Below are 16,943 nucleotides of genomic sequence, written 5' to 3'. Positions count from 1 at the left end.
TCATTTGACCTCCACCCAATCCGAAAGAATTGGTTTTGAGGTCAACGGGTCGCACGAATAGTAAATCGAGTTTATATTCCTTGCCGCCTACTTCGAGCGAATACTGGCTACCCAGAAAAGAGAAACCAACGCCCAGTTCCAGCAAAAAATCACGAATGTGCTCCACCAACGCCCGTTCAAAATCCCGTTCTTGAGCAGCCTCTGCGAGTTCCAGAAATGCAAAATTGTAGGGACTTTTTAAGATCTGGCGGGCTAGATCAGATTGGCTTTGAGGTAACGTATGGTCAAAATTATTAACGGCATTTCCAACTCGTTGATGCAAACCGCTTTCAATCTGGTGAACCAGGGCACTACGGCTCCAGCCATGTACGATCGTTTGCTGGGCATACCACAGTCGTTCTTCATTGGCTTTCAGCTTATCCAACAGAGCAATATTGTGATACCAGGTAACTTGTCCCATAACAGCCTGAATTACGGTTTCGTCAGGAAATGCTTGGGCAAAGGCTCTCATATAGAGCAAATTAGAGCGAGAAAAGCCTTTCATTTCTGGAAAAGCGTGTTTCAAGTCCTTGGACAATCGTTCAATTACCTTAGCTCCCCAACCTTCCTGCTGCTGCTTAGCGAGAATGGCACACCCAATTCTCCAATACAGAGTCACGAGTTCCCGGTTGACTGCGGGCAGCGACCGCAGTTGGGCACTCTGAATCCATTCTTTGAGATCATCCAGAAAGCGACCATAGCTATCTGAGGATAGATTACTTGCCATTCCTTTCACAAAACATTACAGGGAGCTTCATTCAGACCTTACTATACCGTGCGACGAGGTAGATTACCTGCTTGGTCAAGACAGAAGACAACGGTACTACTTTACCGGCTGTAGAAGAACGATTTAATTGTCCAAGCGCTCTTGGATAATTGGTTCAAGCGTTTATCGAGAGAGTATTTGGGAAACTCTAGTTCTAGCTTTATAATTAAAAATGATAGCTAGAACAAAAACTTATGCCCAAGAAAAAGTGCGGCTTTGGCTTCTCGTGTGCCGCTATAATGCTCTAGCCTGGTTTGGAGTCGAAGGACTGCCCCAACTATGAAACCTGCGGATCTGCCTCTGAACTGACTCCTGAAGAGGAAGTTGAACTCATTCGGGTTCGGGAAGTTCAACGGCAGGAAGCACAGCAGCAATGGGAGCGGATTCAGGAGCGGATTCGTGTTAGCCGTCAGTGGGCAGCCGTCATGATGTTAATGGAGAGAGGATGTCCCCAAGCTCTAGAGAACCTTGGCATAACCGATTCAACGGCATCAATTGAGATGCGTATTCAAGAGTTGCGATCGCATGTAGAGCAATTCACCGAAGGCTGCTACATTGCTCCCGATAACTGCGAGGCGCACCGCTACAACGTCAAACGCCCCTCTGGAACCTACTGGTACAACAAGCTCACCAGCAGACAAGCTATTTTTGAGCCAGAAGAGAAGGAAGAGAAAGTCAAGGTCATTCACCTTAGTCATGACGATGATCTACGTAACACTGAAGGACGGCTGGGAATTGAACGTCGCAATCGATTGCACCAACTTCAAACTCAACTTCAGGTTGCAGAAGGAGCATTAGAACAGGCGATCGCTCTATTCAGCGAGCCTTTAGCTTTAGTTCTAGCTAATAATGAGAATTTAGATAGCTAGAACTAAGAATTAACTTTCGATGGGATGAGGGTGGGTGGGCAATGAAATACCCCGACTCATCGCCGGGGCTTGATGCTAAGGATCTGAAGCTGTCCAGAAACTAGTCATCCAAGTTGATGTCCTCTTCTAGGTCAACTTCAAACTCTTCATCCGTATCCAAGTCATCCGCTGTGGCACTCAAACCATTGAGCGCATTCAAGCGCCCCGTGCGGGTTGCTTTGTGGGCTGCACGGCGATCGCGCACTTCATCCAGATTTTGCAATCCGTAGAGCTTGCGAGCGTAGGTCAACAGATCCCGCAGAGAGGTTTCAGCATAGTCCTTGCGGAACTGAGCATTGTGCTGTTCCCAATCAAACTCCTGTCCGTTGAACCGAGCGGATGCCGCCAGTTCTCGTCCAGGTTCTTCCCGTAACACTTCAATCACCATCAGTCGAACTTTCTCCTGATAGGGGATCACCCGTTGCAAAGCGGGCATGTGCTTCGGTGCTTTGTGTGCAGCGGCTTTTGCAGATTTGCGCGTTGCAGTTGTAGTAACCATGAGAATTGCTCCTTTATTAATGAGTTGGATTTCTCACAGTGATCGCATCGACAGATGCCTGCTTTGTGCAGTCCAACATTTCATTCCCACCGCAGTTGTTGCTGCTTTTTGCTGAAGCGGATCAGGGAGGTGGGCGGAAAAAAAGAACCCTGCATCAGTCAAACTAATACAGGGTATGCAATCAAGCAGTGAGCGGAGCCGAATGTGTTATTCGTCCTCTTCTTCGTCTAGATCCTCGTCTAACTCCTCATCCGAGTCATCGTCCAGTTCATCCTCGGCTTCGTCATCTAGTTCATCACTAAGATCGTCATCCAGTTCGTTATCTAAATCATCCAGTTCGTCATCCTGCTCTGCTTGAAATGAGTTACGGCGCTCCAACGATGCCCGGTTGAATTCCACCAGATCTGCAACGGCTTGCTCTGGATCAGTCCGAATGGTGTCATACAGCAAGCTCATGAGGATCGCCACCACTTCTGGTGGATACTTCAGCGCGTCCGGTTGTCCGAACAGTCGCGGGAACACCTTCGTATTCCATCGCTGCCAATCGAACTTTTTGTTACCGCCTTTCTTTTTCACCTGGGCAGCAAGATCGAGTCCGAGCTTTTCGCGAGTTGCGTGCCCAATTTTGGTGGAGACACGAGCATCCCGGAGTTGCAGCTTCACGCCGTATTCCTTAAACACCAGATTCCGCAGTTCTTTTAGCAGTGCTGATGCGTTAGTTCCCGGTGCTCCATCAACAGTGGGTGCTTTGGAAGCTGTGCCGTTAGGTTTAGCCGTTTTGGAGGTAGCACCGTTGCGAGTACCGTTAGGGGTGCGAGGTTTTGTAGTTGTTGCCATTTTATAAACTCCCAAATTTGAGGATTTCACTCCCTCGCCGCATTAGCGGCATTTCCCTCTATTGGAAGTATGATCAGTCATTTTAGAAGTGTCCACTTGGTTGAGGACTGAATGAAACCCAGTTCGCTAGAAACAGTGAGAACCCTTACAGCTTTAGCTTATGCGGCAGTTGCAGGATTGGATAAAACTGATCGAGCAGAACGCTCCGATCGTGGCGCTGGAATATCAGACTCCGGATTGGATGGCGGTGTTGAGCCAGTTTTATCATTGGGGTAAGGCAAAATCGCTCCCAGTTTATGTCTGGAATCCTGGTTACTCAGCGCTTCAGCAGTTGGTAGCACCTCACAGGAGCCTCATTCTACAACCCACAACGCAAACGATAGAGCAAGACATCCTCCAATCCTTGCTAGACCAGCCGGAACCAGGCATTTATCTTCTGGAAGGGGTTTTGAATAGCACTGTGGCGGAGATTAGCCAGCAACGTTGCTACCAACTCTTGAATGCTTACCACCAGGCGCTGTGGAACCCGCTGCCCCATTATTGGGTCTTGCTGGAAACCTATGTTCAATTACCATTGGAACTTCAGCCGTTTATTCCCGTGCTGTCTCATTCATTGCCCGATCGCCATCAGGTAGAAGCGATCGCGACTCAGTTCTGTAGCCAGCATCCTTGGATTGGCAAGGATGACTCTGAAGCTCAGCAACGATTGATTACGGCTTGTCAGGGGTTGCCAGTGGGTGAGATTGAAATGGTGCTGGGCAGGCTGCTGACGTTTGCGGATACCCCTGAGCCGTTGGTTCAATTGATTCTGGATCACAAGATCAACAAGCTGCGGGGACGTGGGCTGGAGTATATTGCAGAACCAGATGTACCCAGTGCTGCTGGATTGGATTTATTGGAGCGCCGATTGGAAGCGATCGCTTCTCTGCTCCGACCCGAAGCTCAACAGTATGGGCTGAGCTTGCCCACAGGGATGGTGCTGTGGGGACCACCTGGTACGGGCAAAAGCCTTTCTGCCAAACTGGCAGCTAAGAAGATGGGGTTGCCTTTGCTGGCGGCAAATTGGGGCATTCTCTTGAATAGCCCAAACCCCGATCGCGCTTTGAAGGAGTTTATTGCGGTGGTCACGTCTCTGGCTCCCTGTGTCCTTTACTGGGATGACTTTGACAAGGGTTTTGCAGGTTGGGACTCTAACGTTGATGGCGGAATCGCCCGTCGTCTGTCGGCAACTCTACTGACCTGGATGCAGGAACACCAGGAGCCGATCTACACGATCGCGACCGTCAATCGTCTGGGAATGCTACCGCCCGAACTGGTACGTCGGTTTGATGACATTTTCTTTATCGATCTGCCCCACGAGGGAGCCAGGTGTGAGGTGTTCAATCTGCATCTGGCAAAGTACTTCCCGGCATTTCGAGAGAACAGTCAATTGTCCTGGACAGATGACCAATGGCGTAGGCTTTTGACGGAGTACCGCATTTGCACCCCTGCTGAGATTGGGAATGCGGTACTCCGTTGTGCAGAGGAGGCGTTTTACAAGGGCAAACCAGGGCAGATTGAACTGGGGGACCTGTTGGGGCAGCGACAGCAGTTCACACCAGCGATGGAACGGGAATCTGAGCAGATGCAGGCGATTCGGAATCAGGCGACGTATGCGAGACCTGCGAGTGGGGGCGATCGATCGAGGTTTGCTTACGTTTATCGAGAGTTGTTTGATTAAGAAAGTGATTGCTGATTTCGCTCTACCTTTGATGCACGATCTCCATTCCCTTCTTTGCTAAACGAAGCTTATTAGAACGAGAAAACAGTGCGAAGTGTACCTGAAAAAATCGTGCCATTTGCAGCTTGATTCCCAGAATGGGAAATCACTTGCACCACTGGAGAGATATGAATATTGTCATTGATCGGAAAACGGTAGAATGCTTCAAAATTGGTCTGTGTACCAGTGCCAACGCTACCTTCTACAAAGGGTTGACCGGCTGCCAATCCTGCTAGAGCACCAGGCTTAAACAAATCTCTCACCGTAATTCCAGTCATCCAGTACTGGGGATTGAGATCGCCAAAGACAGTATTATTGTACCAACTATAGCCGTAACGTCCAAAGATGCCGAACTGGGGTGAAAGTGTCCATTCAAGATTGACACCGATCGCATTAAAGCGATTGTCTAACACTTGCCCTCCAGCATACTGCAAGCGCAAGATAAAATTTGTAGATGGAGCATACTCTATTTCAACTACACCTTGATGAGTATCGCCAAATAAACCACTTTCCCCTCGACTGTTGGGGTACAAGACTTGGCTAATTGGGTTGATTGCCCGCACCGGACCTTGATTGCCCGGATTCTGTGCCTCTGCTGCCACATACGCCGCACTCAACGACAAAGCTCCATTGTTAGGTCGCCATCTGGCTGCCCCTCCTGCACCCAAACCGCTGACGGGAAGGAGCACATAGTTGTTCATGAATGCGAGGGTATTGAAGTCGCGAAAACTAAGATTGGCGTAGCCGCTGCGATCGACATAATCTGTCAGAGTGATCACAGGTCCAGCAGAAACTTCAAGATCGCGAGATGGTTGGAACGTATAGAAAACTCGGCTCAAACCAAAGCTACTGCCTGTGGGCGGTTTGGCTGAATAATCCAGCACACTGCCCAAGGTCGGCTCTAGATAACCTGCTGTGTTGTCTCCAATGCCTTCGCTGCCCGCTTCAATTAAGATCTGTAGTTGATCAGTGCCTGTGAAACTGGTGTTAAGTACGAGGCTAGCGCGATACAACATCGTGGCGTTGGGCTGAGAGTCTGTAATCAGATTGCCATTGATATCGACAATCCGATCGCCTGCAAAACCACCTGCATTCGCTGCCATGACAATAATGCCTTGAAGCTTCGTTGTGGTTGAAAACTGTTGCCGTTCAAGGGTGGCAGCACGTGATTCTAACGCATCGACCCGACCTCGCAACGTCGCCAGTTCTGCGGAAAATGCTTCCTGTAAGCGACGCAGTGTTTCTAAGTCTTCTTGCTGCACCAAACTGTTAGTGTTTGCAGCTAGTAATGCGGTGACGCGATCGAGGCAGGCATTTAGCCCTGACGCAAACTCATAACGGGTGAATGATCGATTGCCCTGAAATGCACGGTCAGGATATCCAGTAATGCAGTCATACCGCTCAACTAGCGATTGCAAGGCTTGAAATGCCCAGTCGGTCGGTTGTACGTCAGCAAGTTGATTGACCGAGGTGATTCGTTCTTGAATAGATTCAGTTGCTTGAGCTGGTGGAAGCATCGGATCAACCGTTGTGTTGTTCGGTGAAGCCGTTTGTGCCAGTGTAGTGGGATGAAAAATTGCCCACAGCAGTAGAGAGGCAAGCAATCGTGCCTGTTGGTGTTTTAGCATTATTTGTATTGGGTGAATGATTAGCGATCACTCTAGAATTCAATGTAAATCGAAGGGGTCATTTCAAGGTTCATACTTAAACTTGCGATGCTTACGTTTAGTCAGAAAAGCAATGAAAGCAACAAACAGGAGCAACGCTCCAGCAGCACAAACTCCATTCCACTGCCAAAGCTGCCAACCATAAGCACCGAGGAATGAGCCGAGCGCCCCACCGACAAAATAGAACGTGATAAATAGTGCGTTCAAACGACTGTGTGTTTCTTCCGGTAGCCTGTAAATTAATGCTTGATTGGATACCGTTGTCACCTGAACTCCCAAATCCAACAAAATTACGCCGACAACTAAACCCCATAACCTATACCCAAATAGCCAGAACACCAGAAAGGATAGGGCTGTCGTGATCAAGCCTAGCGCTACAGCCAACCTCGGACTTTTTTTGTCCGCAAGCTTGCCAGCGAGTGGAGCGGCAGCGGCTCCCACTACTCCAATGAGACCAAATAGCCCTGCTACTTCACTGCCATATTGATAAGGCGGCTGTTCCAACAAGAAAATCAAAGTACTCCAAAAAACGCTAAAAGCCCCAAAAGCCGCTGCTCCTGTAATTGAAGCTTCTTGCAGCACAGGTTCTCGAACCAGTTTCAGCATCGATCGCATCAATTGCTGATAGGTTAGAACGACCGCAGGCTGACTCCTTGGTAGCACTCGAAATAGTACGAGCGCTAATATCAACATCACGCCACTAGCAATCCAGTACATGGCTCGCCAACCTAGCTCTGCACCCACAAAGCCACTCACCGTCCGCGCTAGCAGAATACCGATTAGCAGCCCACTCATCACCGTGCCAACTACTTTACCGCGCACGGCTGGAGGAGCCAGCAAAGCTGCAAACGGAACTGTAATTTGTGGCACGATCGTGGTGACTCCAATGATCAAGCTGGCGACCACTAGCCAGGTAATCGTTGGTGAAACAGCGGCGGCAGCAAGAGCGATCGCAGTTCCAATCAGCATCGTGACAATCAATCGTCGGCGCTCCAAAAGATCACCCAGCGGAACGATGAGCAAGTTTCCTAACGCATAGCCAATTTGTCCCAGAGTGGGAATTAATCCTGCATCTTGAACTGAAGCGTTGAGACTTTGGGCGATCGCTGCAAGCAGGGGTTGATTGTAATACAGATTGGCGGCAGCAGCCCCGCTAGTGATCGCCATTAACCAAACAATGGTGCGATTCATCATAATTAGTGCCAAGCATAGAGGACAGAAGTGTTGTAAGCAATGTAAAATTCAGCCGATTAGGCAGATGGAAGCTAGAAGAGGGAAGATTCAGGAGTTTTCTACCAGTACGACAGGTTGCTGGACTCAGGTTTCCAAGCAGCAATTACCTGATGGATCACTTTATGAGCAGTGGCAATAGAGAATTGACGTTCATCTGCACCCATTGCTAAATTTTCGGCATGGATGAATGTGATATCGGTAATGCCAATAAAGTCGAAGACTGCCCGTAAGTAAGGTTCTTGAAAGTCGAGCGGTTCACCTGCGTAGCTCCCGCCCCGTGTGGTAATCACCAACGCCTTTTTGTCTTTCAGCAGTCCTTCGTAGCCATCGGCACCGACCACAAATGTGCGCCTCACTCGCACCACCTGATCGATATAAGCTTTGAAGCTGGCAGGAACACTGTAGTTGTACATCGGAACCCCAAAAACATAGAGGTTTGCAGTCAGCAATTCCTCAATTAACTCATCTGACATCATCAGAGCCGCTTCCAACGATGGCGTGAGTTGATCCGGAGGGCTGAATGCTGCGGCGATCCAGGCTTCATCGATCGGTGGCACTGGATATCGTCCCAAATCTCGGTAGGTAATCGCATCGTCTGGATGAATCTGTTTCCAGACGTTGACGAACTGTTTTGTCAATGCACGAGAAATAGAACGTTCTCCTCTTGGACTTGAATCTAAATGCAAAATGTGTGCCATTTTAGAAATTTCCTCTTTTAATCGCTTGTACAGTGCATCTCAATCCAGTGCTATCGTTTCGCTTGCTTGAGTCTTTGATAGACCACAATCAATAAGGCATTACTCATCAACAAAACGGCTCCAAACCCGACGAGGGTATTGACAACGCCAAAACGCTCAGACAAAAAACCAATTAGAATCACGGGAACGCCGTAGCCCAAATAGGCACAGACAAAATATCCAGAGGTGACTCTCGCCGCTTGAGTGCCACCCAACTTCACCACCTCAGCTAATCCACCCAGGTAAGTGAATCCGTAGCAGGCTGTACCCGCGATCGCCACCCCTGCCAGCACCAAACTCAACTGACCGAGCCACGCTCCACAGGTGAAGGTGAAGTAGCCTAGCACCAACAGCACAGCGCCAATTTGCAGCGATCGCCGTGCTTCTAATCGTCGGGCAATCGGTTGAAACAGAACACCTGTAATCACGACGATGAATAACATCGGACCTGACCAATTCGGCAGTCCATACTGTGTTAATTGAGCCGGGAGAATGACTCCGACAATGCCAGCCAGTGACCAGGCAAGGGCGATCGCCAGTCCAGCCCAAATTGCTCCTGGTGGAAAGCTTGGCAATCGAATGAATGATCCTGAAGTTTTAGGTTGTTCAGGAATACTAATTGCTAAACCCATACAGCCCAGAATCAGAGCAAAGACCACCCAATAGCTCAATGGCACTAGTGATTGCTGATATGACAGCACCCCATTTGTAAATAGAGCGCCACTGGAAAAGCCCAAAGCGGTCGTTAAGCTGACGTAAACGGCAACGCGTTTGGCATTTTGTGGCATCAGAGCTGATAGGTATGCCGTTCCAGTTCCAGTAATCAAGCCTACGCTGATTCCTTGCAGAACTCGTGTAACAAACAGCATGTAGATCGTCGGTTGAGCAATCATCAAAAATGTTGCAATACAGGCAAAGAACAAACTCGCTAGAATCACGGTTTTACGTCCAATGCGATCCGAGGCTCCACCCAGCAAAATCAATGTGGGTAGTAGTCCTGCAACGTAGGTGGAAAAAGCAATCGCCGAGATGCCACTACCAAAACCCGCCATTTTTGCATAGGTGCCATACAGCGGAATTTGCAAGTTTGCGGCGTGGGTGATGAGAAAAATGGCGATCGCCACAATCAGTACAGGTCGTTTCATCGTTGCTCACCCACAGAATTCTGTGGTGGAATAATGCGTTGTTCAAAGCGTTCCTTGATTAAGCGATCGCGCTCCGACAACTGAGGTCCTACACGCACAGTCTGAGGTTGTTGATTCAAGGCGCATTCAGACCGTTGTTGCCCTTGATCTAAACGCTGAGTGATGGATTGTTCCAATGATGTCGTTGATCGTTCCAATGGTTTAATAGCAACACACGTTGGTTGAGGTGATGGTTGCGATCGTGGTTCTGTTTGTATGTTGCCATTAGCAGCAGGCAAAATGGCAGTCAAGAAAATAAAACAGCCGCTATTAAGCACGAGTTTCATGGTTCAGACTCCTAAATAACAGGTACATGCTAAAAAAGACAGCGCTTTGGATCAGCCATTCAACAGTTGCAGCAAAAGCTGACTCAATCATTTGCTGATGAGACTGGCAACGTGTCTGGCTCAAATCACTTTGACTTTATAAAGAAAAATCTTTATAAACTAACTCTACAAAACAGCATCAAACCTGTCTTGCACGTTCTTACGGTTTTAGACACATTCTTACTGACTTTTGAGAAAGGCTTTAGGAGTGACTCCAACCAGTCGTTTGAAGTGACGGCTGAGGTGACTTTGATGGGTAAAGCCAAGACTATGGGCGATTTCCGCGATCGACAATTCACCTTGCAGCAACAACTGTTTAGCGCGATCAATTCTGCACTGAATCACAAACTGATAGGGTGCGAGTTTAGTTGATTGTTTGAATAAAGTTGAGAAATAACTTGGACTCATCTGCACAAGTGTTGCTAATTCTGCCAGCGTTAAATCTCGATCGAGATGCTGATGAATATAATCAATCACTCGCTGCAATTGCTTTTTAGAGAGATTGCTATGATTTGATGAAGCTAGAGCTTTAGAGACTGAGTAGTGCCGCCATAAATGAGTCATCAATGCAGCCGTTAGTGAGTCGATGTAGAGATGACTACCCACTCCGCTCAATTCTAGTTCTGATTTAAGAGCAACTCCAATGCTGTGAATCAAAGGGTCGCGTTGGCTGAAGTTAGGGATAAATTCAACCTCAGCAACAGCCGTGAGATCAAAGGTGTATCGCGCCAACATACCTGGCTCAAAACTCAAGGTTATGAACTCATACGCTATATCCCAAGACGCTGCATTGAGGACATCAGCCGGAACAACCGTCACATCCCCACTGCCAAACTGCTTAGTCTGGAAGCGGTGCTCGATCATTTCCTCAACCAACGGCGGTGAAGGACTGCGATCGTGAATAATAACGCGATGCTGTTTAGAGTAATTCTCGTCAAGTTTGTGTGGAGGAAGCCGGTGATATTGCAGTTGAATGCTATCCCATCCCGCGCGATCGCTGGAAAGCAGCGGAGCTTCAGGGTAAAGCTTTAGAACATCATCCTTTTGGGCAAAGTCAACAACCAAAAGATCCGAGGACAGCATCGCTTGCTTGACTCCTTTTAAGCCAGTAAGACTGGATGTTGATCGCATTGCAGCAATTGAGCACAACTACTTTATAAAGCAGAAACTTTAGAATTATGATAAACAGCGTAGTTGACTTTGTAAAGCTTTTTCTTTACTTTATTTGTTATGAAACCTGATCAATCAGCAGAATCAACCAGCGTTCGGACGCGGCGGGCGATCGTCCAACGACTCAAGCAGGAGGGAGCCTTGGATGCGGAAACGCTTGCTTGGCATTTCAACATCACGGCAATGGCAGTGCGGCAACATCTTTATGCCTTGCAAAAAGAGGGATTGGTGACGTATCAGGAAGAAGCACGTCCAATGGGGCGACCGGCTAAGCTGTGGTATTTAACCCCTGCTGCCGATCGCTTCTTCCCCGATCGCTATGCTGAATTGACCCTCAGCCTGATTGAGTCAATGAAGGAAGCGTTCGGTGAAGCAGGGCTGGATCGGCTGTTAGCAGTCAGAACTCGTGAACAGATTCAGGTGTATCAAGCAATCATCCCCCAGAAAGCTGCCCTGAAACGGCGCTTGGAAATGTTGGCAGCACAGCGAACCGAAGAAGGCTACATGGCAGAGGTTCTGATCCAACCAGATGGCAGCTTTCTATTTGTCGAAAAGCACTGCCCGATTTGTGCGGTAGCAACTGCCTGTACAGGTCTCTGCCGGATGGAATTAGAAATCTTTCAAGCAGCATTGGGTCAGGATGTGACCATTGAGCGCACGGAACATATCCTAGCAGGCGATCGACGTTGTGTATATCGAGTGGTCAGATTAAATTAACCCCTCAAGATGGCGATCAAATAAAAGATACAACCCAAGCCTAGGCGATCATCACCCTGTACTTGTTCCTTTCCCCAAATACACGCTCTTCAGCCCCATCGCGCCCTTCTTCGTCACCCCCCAATAACGCAGATAGCGGTAAGGTTCATAAGTCTTACCTGTCTTAGAGTCAGGAATCATCTTCAGCTCAATATGCCCTCGTCCCCCATGCCTGCCCAGTGGTGAACCATCCTCACGAGTCTCCTGGTTATCCTCCACCGCCGCCTCCCGCCGCGACTCCAATAGCCCCTGAATCATTTCAGCCAGATCCCCTAGCTCTTCATCACTCCAATCTTGGAGTTCCTGAATCAATCGCCCTGCTTTGCTCCGCGTTGGCATCTCCCACCCCTGAGTCCGCAAAATTTGCTTAGGGAATACTTAGGGATCTTTAGCTTGTTTTTATTCCCTAAGTCCAGATTCACCCGTACTGCTTTTGCTTAGGGAATACTTTACCCCTCACAAAGGCAAAACTATTCCCTAAGCCTCATCGCCATCCCAACTAGCTGAAACTTTGATGTCCACGACCACTGGGATCGGATGCAAAAACTTCCGAGCTGCTGCAACCATGCAGCGACGTAAGAGATAACTAATGTGCTTTGCCTCAGCAACAGGGCACTCCAATAGGATCTCATCATGAACTGTGCAAATCAGCTTTGCTCCTGTCTCTGCCAGCACTTTGTTGAGTTTCACTAACGCCAATTTCGTGATGTCAGCATTCAATCCCTGGACTGGATGGTTCAGCAACTCCGCCAGCCTGGGTTTACCCGCCCACCTGCGTCGCCTGCCTGCTAGGGTACGGCTCTCCTTCGTTCCCCGGATGTAACTACGTTTGATCGTCTCATGCCACTCTGCTACTCCAGCGTAGGCTTCAAAGAACCGTTTTCGGAATGCCTTTGCCTCCTCCAACGACAAAGTAACCCCATACTTAGTCTCAGCGTAGCTCTGAAGCTTGGCGGCACCCATGCCATAAATCAGCCCAAAATTGATGGCTTTAGCAAGCCGTCTATCTTCCTCACTCACCGCGTCGATCGCTTTCCCAGTCACCAAAGCTGCTGTTAGTCGGTGCAGATCCTCACCCCTACGATACGCTCGTTGCATCTGAGCATCGTTGCTCAAACGGGCAACAATTCTCAGTTCAATCTGGGAATAATCTGCTCGCACGATCCTGTAGTCCGGTGCAGCAATAAAGCAGGTTCGAGCTGCGGCATGGCGAGGAATGGTTTGCAAAGGTGGGTTACGGCAAGAGAACCGACCCGACCTGGCTCCAAGCTGATAGTAGGTTGGATGAATCCGACCTGTTACGGGGTGGATGTGCTTGGGCAGGCTATCGGCAAAAGTAGCAGTGATTTTAGAAAGGTGGCGGTAGTCCAACAACACTCGGATTATAGGATGTTGTTTCGCCAGGGGAACCAGTTCCTTTTGATTGGTAGAGTTTACTGGAATTCCAAATGCCTGAAGCGCTGCAAGCACCTGTTGGGGAGAGTTTGGGTTAATGGTATCCGTCATTTCCGGCAGCAAGGACATCTGAGCGTTACCAGCGATCCGGAGTTGGCTGAGCTGATGAAGTGCCGCATCCCGATCGCTTTCCAGTTTTGCCCCCAACCTTTGCCATCGGGAAAGATCCAGCAACATCCCATTCAGCTCCATCTGAGCTACCGCAGGCATACAGTGAAACTCCAGTTGGGCAATTTTAAGGAGGTGCGATCGCTCTAACTTCTTGACTAGAATCGGGTATAACTTTAACAAAATTGCTGCATCCAACGCCGCGTACTGTAACTGTTTTGAAGTTAGGGGCTGGCTCCAATCACTCACCTGTTGGGTTTTATCCAGCTCTATATTCAATAGCTTTTGAGCAAGCGTCTGCAACGAGAGACTGGTTTTCAGTCCTGCTGTCAGCACTCGATAGGCAAGTTGTGTATCGAAGAAGGGAGGCGCGGGTTGGAGTCCTGCCTGGGCAAGGAATTGCCAGTCGAATTTGCCGTTGTGAGTAATCTTAAGCACAGGACTGGAGAGGAGCTGTTGGAGTGGGTGGCGATCGCAAGAGACAATCTGAGATAAATCAATGAGCATCACTGGCTGATCGGGGACTGCAAGCTGAATGAGCCGAATCGTATGAATGTGAGGATCTAACCCTGTCGTTTCGCAGTCCAATCCAATCGCTGAAAACTGTTCTAGCGATTCTCCTCCGGCGAGGCTACGCCAACACAGTGCCGATTCAAGTTCTTTGCCCGACGTAATCAGTTGATAGGTTCCATCTTTCAAATGAGAGTGAGTTCGAGAGGCAGACATAATCGGAAATGGATGGAGGACTAGCTTGAAGGGGCGGTAGCACCAACCATCTCCGGTATCGCTCATGATTCAGAACAAACTGACCTGTTCTGGCTGATCAGATACTTGAGCTGGGTCAGCCGCGATTGCTTCTGCCTTTGCTCGATTGCGCCGTTTTCGCCACCCCTGTTGAGCTGCGTGCTTCACCACGCTTCGACGAATCGATCGGCTCAGATCTTGAAAATCATTTTTGACTGTGCTGAATTCAATCGGTTGCCCACCAATCAACTCATAAAAACTGGTTGCGTTTTCGGGCAACCGATTGTGTTTTTTCATGACTTCATTTCCCGACCAAAGATAGAGATCAACATAATTTCGATGCATCGGCGCTTCCATCGTGGCAGGCATCATATAAGCTAATACTTCCGTAGGTGTAGCGTAGTCTCCAACTTGCTCCTGTTCATACTCGGAAAGGATGAGTTCAAACCGATCTTGCACACAGGCAACCTTTAACCAACCTGGAGTTGCATCACCCCACAGACTTCGATGTAATACCAATGGTCCTACTAGATAACGGACATGATGGATGGAAAACTCTGCCATTTCCAACATGCACGCTAGTAATTCTTTGGGAACATCGAGGGATGCCAAAAGGCGCAACATTTCCAGCGTGCTAGATGAGCAACGGGTGTCTGGGTTAGCAGCATCTTTCCCTTGTTGAAGGGTTCGCACCAACTCTTCGGGAATAAAACTCAGTTGATCCACAGCGCAAGCCTCCTGTAGGAATGTCCCTACAAACAGCCAATTGGCTGGAGCGTTGTTATCCACCTGGTTGAGGTCACTCCCAGGTCTGGCTTTATAGGCTGGCAAGCATATCGTTTCGTATGGATGCTTGCGCGATGAACACTGAATCAACCCCCGATTTCAATGCCAATCCTGACAGTAGTAGCGGTTACCAAACGGGTGGTTATCAAACCTCTGTCGCTAGTGGCGAACAATCGATCACTGGGGCAGGCACCAATCCCTGGCAAACTGATCACTTCAGTGATGGCTATCAGGAAAACATCTTTGAACAAAATTTTGGCGATACGCCTTACTCAGAATCAGCCGCCAACCCCAACCCTCACTTAAAAGGCTATGGCAAGGGTTCTGCTTACCAGTCGAAAACAGAGCGTACCTTTTCTGCACCCGAACTGGAGCTTTAATTCCCTCAACCCTTTCTACTGTCATGAATACCCCACTGAGAATGCCAGACGGCTTCAAAAGGCAGCGTGTTCTGGCATGGATCATTTCGTTGTGCTTGATTGTCATTGGCCTTTGCGGGCTGGTTGCACCTGCGTCTGCTCGAACGATCGACGATGGCAGCCTACCCACGCGAATTCTAGAAATTGCAGGGAGTCAATCTGGATTGCCTGCAACGCAAGTTTTGTTGCCCGACTGGAACCGAATCTCTTTATCACAGATGCCGGGTATTAGTCGCTCTGGCTCTATAGATGGCAAGCCCTACAGCCAAATGTTGGGGTATGACCTGAGCCGCAATTGGAGTGCTGGCATGACTCCCGATCAGTATTTGAAGCTGGGGGACATCTCGCAGGCATTTCAGGCAGAGGTCTTTTCACCCAGGGCGATCGCCCAACTGACTAACCTCGATCTCAACCAAGTTGCCCTGAGTGCGTTTACGTTGGCAGCCGATCAAACCCTGAGCCATTTAGCAAAAGTGGTACCGGGGCTAGCACAAACCAATGTTAGGGCGATCGCCCCTGTCGCGGCTCTTCTCGCTGCCAAAGCCGTCGGCATTAATGTCTCTGATCAGACGCTGGCTGAAGTGCTGGCACAGAATCCCCAGATTGGACAGCTACGCTTAAAGGAGATTGATCTTTCTCGCTTTCCTGTCACCTCTATTCTCAACCTGGAAGCCGTTCAGCTCCAACAATTTGAGGGCTGGATGAACAGCTTTGTGAAAGGTATTCCAGGGTTGGGTCAGGTGCCGTTGGGATCAATGCCCAACCCAATCGCTGAACTGGGTAGCCTGGTCATGCGGATCGATCAGGTGTATGGTCCAGCAGAGGCACAACGCAATAACACGATTTCTGGCTCCGATGTCCAGGGCTTTTCTGTCCCCTGTGCCGAAAAGGACTGCGCTTATGTTGAACTGGATGATCTAGAAAACGCCGGACGTAGCTCGCGTGGCAGGCTGGAAGGAAAGCAATGGATTTCAGGAAAATATCAGGAAGTTCAGGGTGGTTGGGGCGTTTTGCGATCGGTGAATGGTGGTCGAGAACCTACAGGACGCTTGCCCTTCGGTTCTGCTTTCAAAGTCGTGGTGATGGAGCCAGACGAAACTACGGACACCGTAGACACCGCCCTATTCTTCCGCTTCTGCGCCAACGCACTGGGCTGTACACCCTACTTCATTGGTCCAGTGCCGTTCTTCAGCTACAAAGTTAATGCCTTGATGTTTGTCGGCGATTTGAGTGATCAACGAGCTGCCGCTACCTCTCAACCCACTGGGGCTAGCCGAGAGTCCGGAAGTAGCCGAACTGGGGCTGGGAATCAAAATGAGGGCAATCCCTGTTCTTTAGGCGGCAGTAGTCAGCCCGTATCAGCACAGTCCATGCAAGGTATTGATCTAAACGCACTGGCAGAGTCGATCGCCAGCATCGAAAGTGCTGGAAGTGGCGGTTATCAGGCAGTCGGAGTTCATACATGTGCGGATGGCGGAAGCAATTGTGGACGAGGGTTACAGCACATTTCAGGTTTATAGAGTACAGTAACAACAGTCAGCAAACCAGTT

At 49.2% G+C, this 16,943-nt stretch carries 17 protein-coding genes; 5 read left to right on the top strand and 12 right to left on the bottom strand.

The window, feature by feature from the left end:
- Positions 1–766 (bottom strand): PDDEXK nuclease domain-containing protein (locus ACKFKF_RS30020; protein WP_446871044.1); only part of this gene is annotated, 766 nt, incomplete at its 3' end.
- A gap of 293 nt (positions 767–1,059) precedes the next feature.
- Here ACKFKF_RS30020 and ACKFKF_RS30015 point away from each other — a divergent pair.
- Entirely contained in the window at positions 1,060–1,674 is a 615-nt protein-coding gene (locus tag ACKFKF_RS30015; protein WP_446871043.1) for a hypothetical protein, read from the top strand.
- A 100-nt stretch (positions 1,675–1,774) separates the two neighbouring features.
- Here the strand turns inward: ACKFKF_RS30015 and ACKFKF_RS30010 are convergent, their stop codons facing one another.
- The gene (locus ACKFKF_RS30010) at positions 1,775–2,212 is read right to left on the bottom strand and encodes a hypothetical protein (RefSeq protein ID WP_446871042.1); all 438 of its coding nucleotides are present in this window, start codon (positions 2,210–2,212) and stop codon (positions 1,775–1,777) included.
- A 207-nt stretch (positions 2,213–2,419) separates the two neighbouring features.
- Positions 2,420–3,049 (bottom strand): hypothetical protein, encoded by a 630-nt coding sequence (locus ACKFKF_RS30005; protein WP_446871040.1) that lies wholly within the window; start codon positions 3,047–3,049, stop codon positions 2,420–2,422.
- Positions 3,050–3,209: 160 nt separating this feature from the next.
- On the opposite strand from ACKFKF_RS30005, the gene ACKFKF_RS30000 reads away from it, so the two are divergent.
- Complete coding sequence (locus tag ACKFKF_RS30000) at positions 3,210–4,769, top strand: AAA family ATPase (RefSeq protein WP_446871039.1); 1,560 nt, start codon at positions 3,210–3,212, stop codon at positions 4,767–4,769.
- Positions 4,770–4,840: 71 nt separating this feature from the next.
- On the opposite strand, the gene ACKFKF_RS29995 is transcribed toward ACKFKF_RS30000, so the two are convergent.
- The 6 genes from ACKFKF_RS29995 to ACKFKF_RS29970 form a co-directional block, all read right to left on the bottom strand.
- Positions 4,841–6,436: an iron uptake porin gene (locus tag ACKFKF_RS29995; protein WP_446871038.1), complete on the bottom strand. Its 1,596-nt coding sequence runs from the start codon at positions 6,434–6,436 to the stop codon at positions 4,841–4,843.
- A 63-nt stretch (positions 6,437–6,499) separates the two neighbouring features.
- Positions 6,500–7,666, bottom strand: coding sequence for an MFS transporter (locus ACKFKF_RS29990; RefSeq protein ID WP_446871037.1), 1,167 nt, complete (start codon positions 7,664–7,666; stop codon positions 6,500–6,502).
- A 101-nt stretch (positions 7,667–7,767) separates the two neighbouring features.
- On the bottom strand, positions 7,768–8,406 hold the full coding sequence (locus tag ACKFKF_RS29985) for an FMN-dependent NADH-azoreductase (RefSeq protein ID WP_446871036.1): 639 nt from the start codon (positions 8,404–8,406) through the stop codon (positions 7,768–7,770).
- Positions 8,407–8,456: 50 nt separating this feature from the next.
- Positions 8,457–9,590, bottom strand: a complete 1,134-nt coding sequence (locus ACKFKF_RS29980; protein ID WP_446871035.1) for an MFS transporter — start codon at positions 9,588–9,590, stop codon at positions 8,457–8,459.
- The gene (locus ACKFKF_RS29975; protein ID WP_446871034.1) at positions 9,587–9,916 is read right to left on the bottom strand and encodes a hypothetical protein; all 330 of its coding nucleotides are present in this window, start codon (positions 9,914–9,916) and stop codon (positions 9,587–9,589) included. The genes ACKFKF_RS29980 and ACKFKF_RS29975 overlap by 4 nt, the downstream gene beginning before the upstream one ends.
- Before the next feature lie 219 nt (positions 9,917–10,135).
- Entirely contained in the window at positions 10,136–11,038 is a 903-nt protein-coding gene (locus ACKFKF_RS29970; RefSeq protein ID WP_446871033.1) for a helix-turn-helix domain-containing protein, read from the bottom strand.
- Between the two features lie 147 nt (positions 11,039–11,185).
- Here ACKFKF_RS29970 and ACKFKF_RS29965 point away from each other — a divergent pair, with 147 nt between their 5' ends.
- On the top strand, positions 11,186–11,842 hold the full coding sequence (locus tag ACKFKF_RS29965; RefSeq protein ID WP_446871032.1) for a helix-turn-helix transcriptional regulator: 657 nt from the start codon (positions 11,186–11,188) through the stop codon (positions 11,840–11,842).
- Between the two features lie 51 nt (positions 11,843–11,893).
- On the opposite strand, the gene ACKFKF_RS29960 is transcribed toward ACKFKF_RS29965, so the two are convergent.
- From ACKFKF_RS29960 to ACKFKF_RS29950, 3 genes are all read right to left on the bottom strand, one after another.
- On the bottom strand, positions 11,894–12,220 hold the full coding sequence (locus ACKFKF_RS29960) for a hypothetical protein (protein ID WP_446871031.1): 327 nt from the start codon (positions 12,218–12,220) through the stop codon (positions 11,894–11,896).
- A 138-nt stretch (positions 12,221–12,358) separates the two neighbouring features.
- Entirely contained in the window at positions 12,359–14,236 is a 1,878-nt protein-coding gene (locus tag ACKFKF_RS29955) for a bifunctional 3'-5' exonuclease/DNA polymerase (protein WP_446871030.1), read from the bottom strand.
- 3 nt (positions 14,237–14,239) lie between these two features.
- Positions 14,240–15,019, bottom strand: coding sequence for a hypothetical protein (locus tag ACKFKF_RS29950; RefSeq protein WP_446871029.1), 780 nt, complete (start codon positions 15,017–15,019; stop codon positions 14,240–14,242).
- A gap of 29 nt (positions 15,020–15,048) precedes the next feature.
- Between ACKFKF_RS29950 and ACKFKF_RS29945 the strand changes: the two genes are divergently transcribed.
- Both ACKFKF_RS29945 and ACKFKF_RS29940 read left to right on the top strand, forming a co-directional pair.
- On the top strand, positions 15,049–15,354 hold the full coding sequence (locus ACKFKF_RS29945; protein ID WP_193878933.1) for a hypothetical protein: 306 nt from the start codon (positions 15,049–15,051) through the stop codon (positions 15,352–15,354).
- Positions 15,355–15,377: 23 nt separating this feature from the next.
- A complete protein-coding gene (locus ACKFKF_RS29940; protein ID WP_446871027.1) occupies positions 15,378–16,913 on the top strand; it encodes a hypothetical protein in 1,536 nt (511 codons plus the stop codon).
- Positions 16,914–16,943: the final 30 nt, after the last annotated feature.

The organism is Phormidesmis sp. 146-12, assembly GCF_052939495.1.
This window is presented reverse-complemented; position numbering and strand designations above follow the sequence as displayed.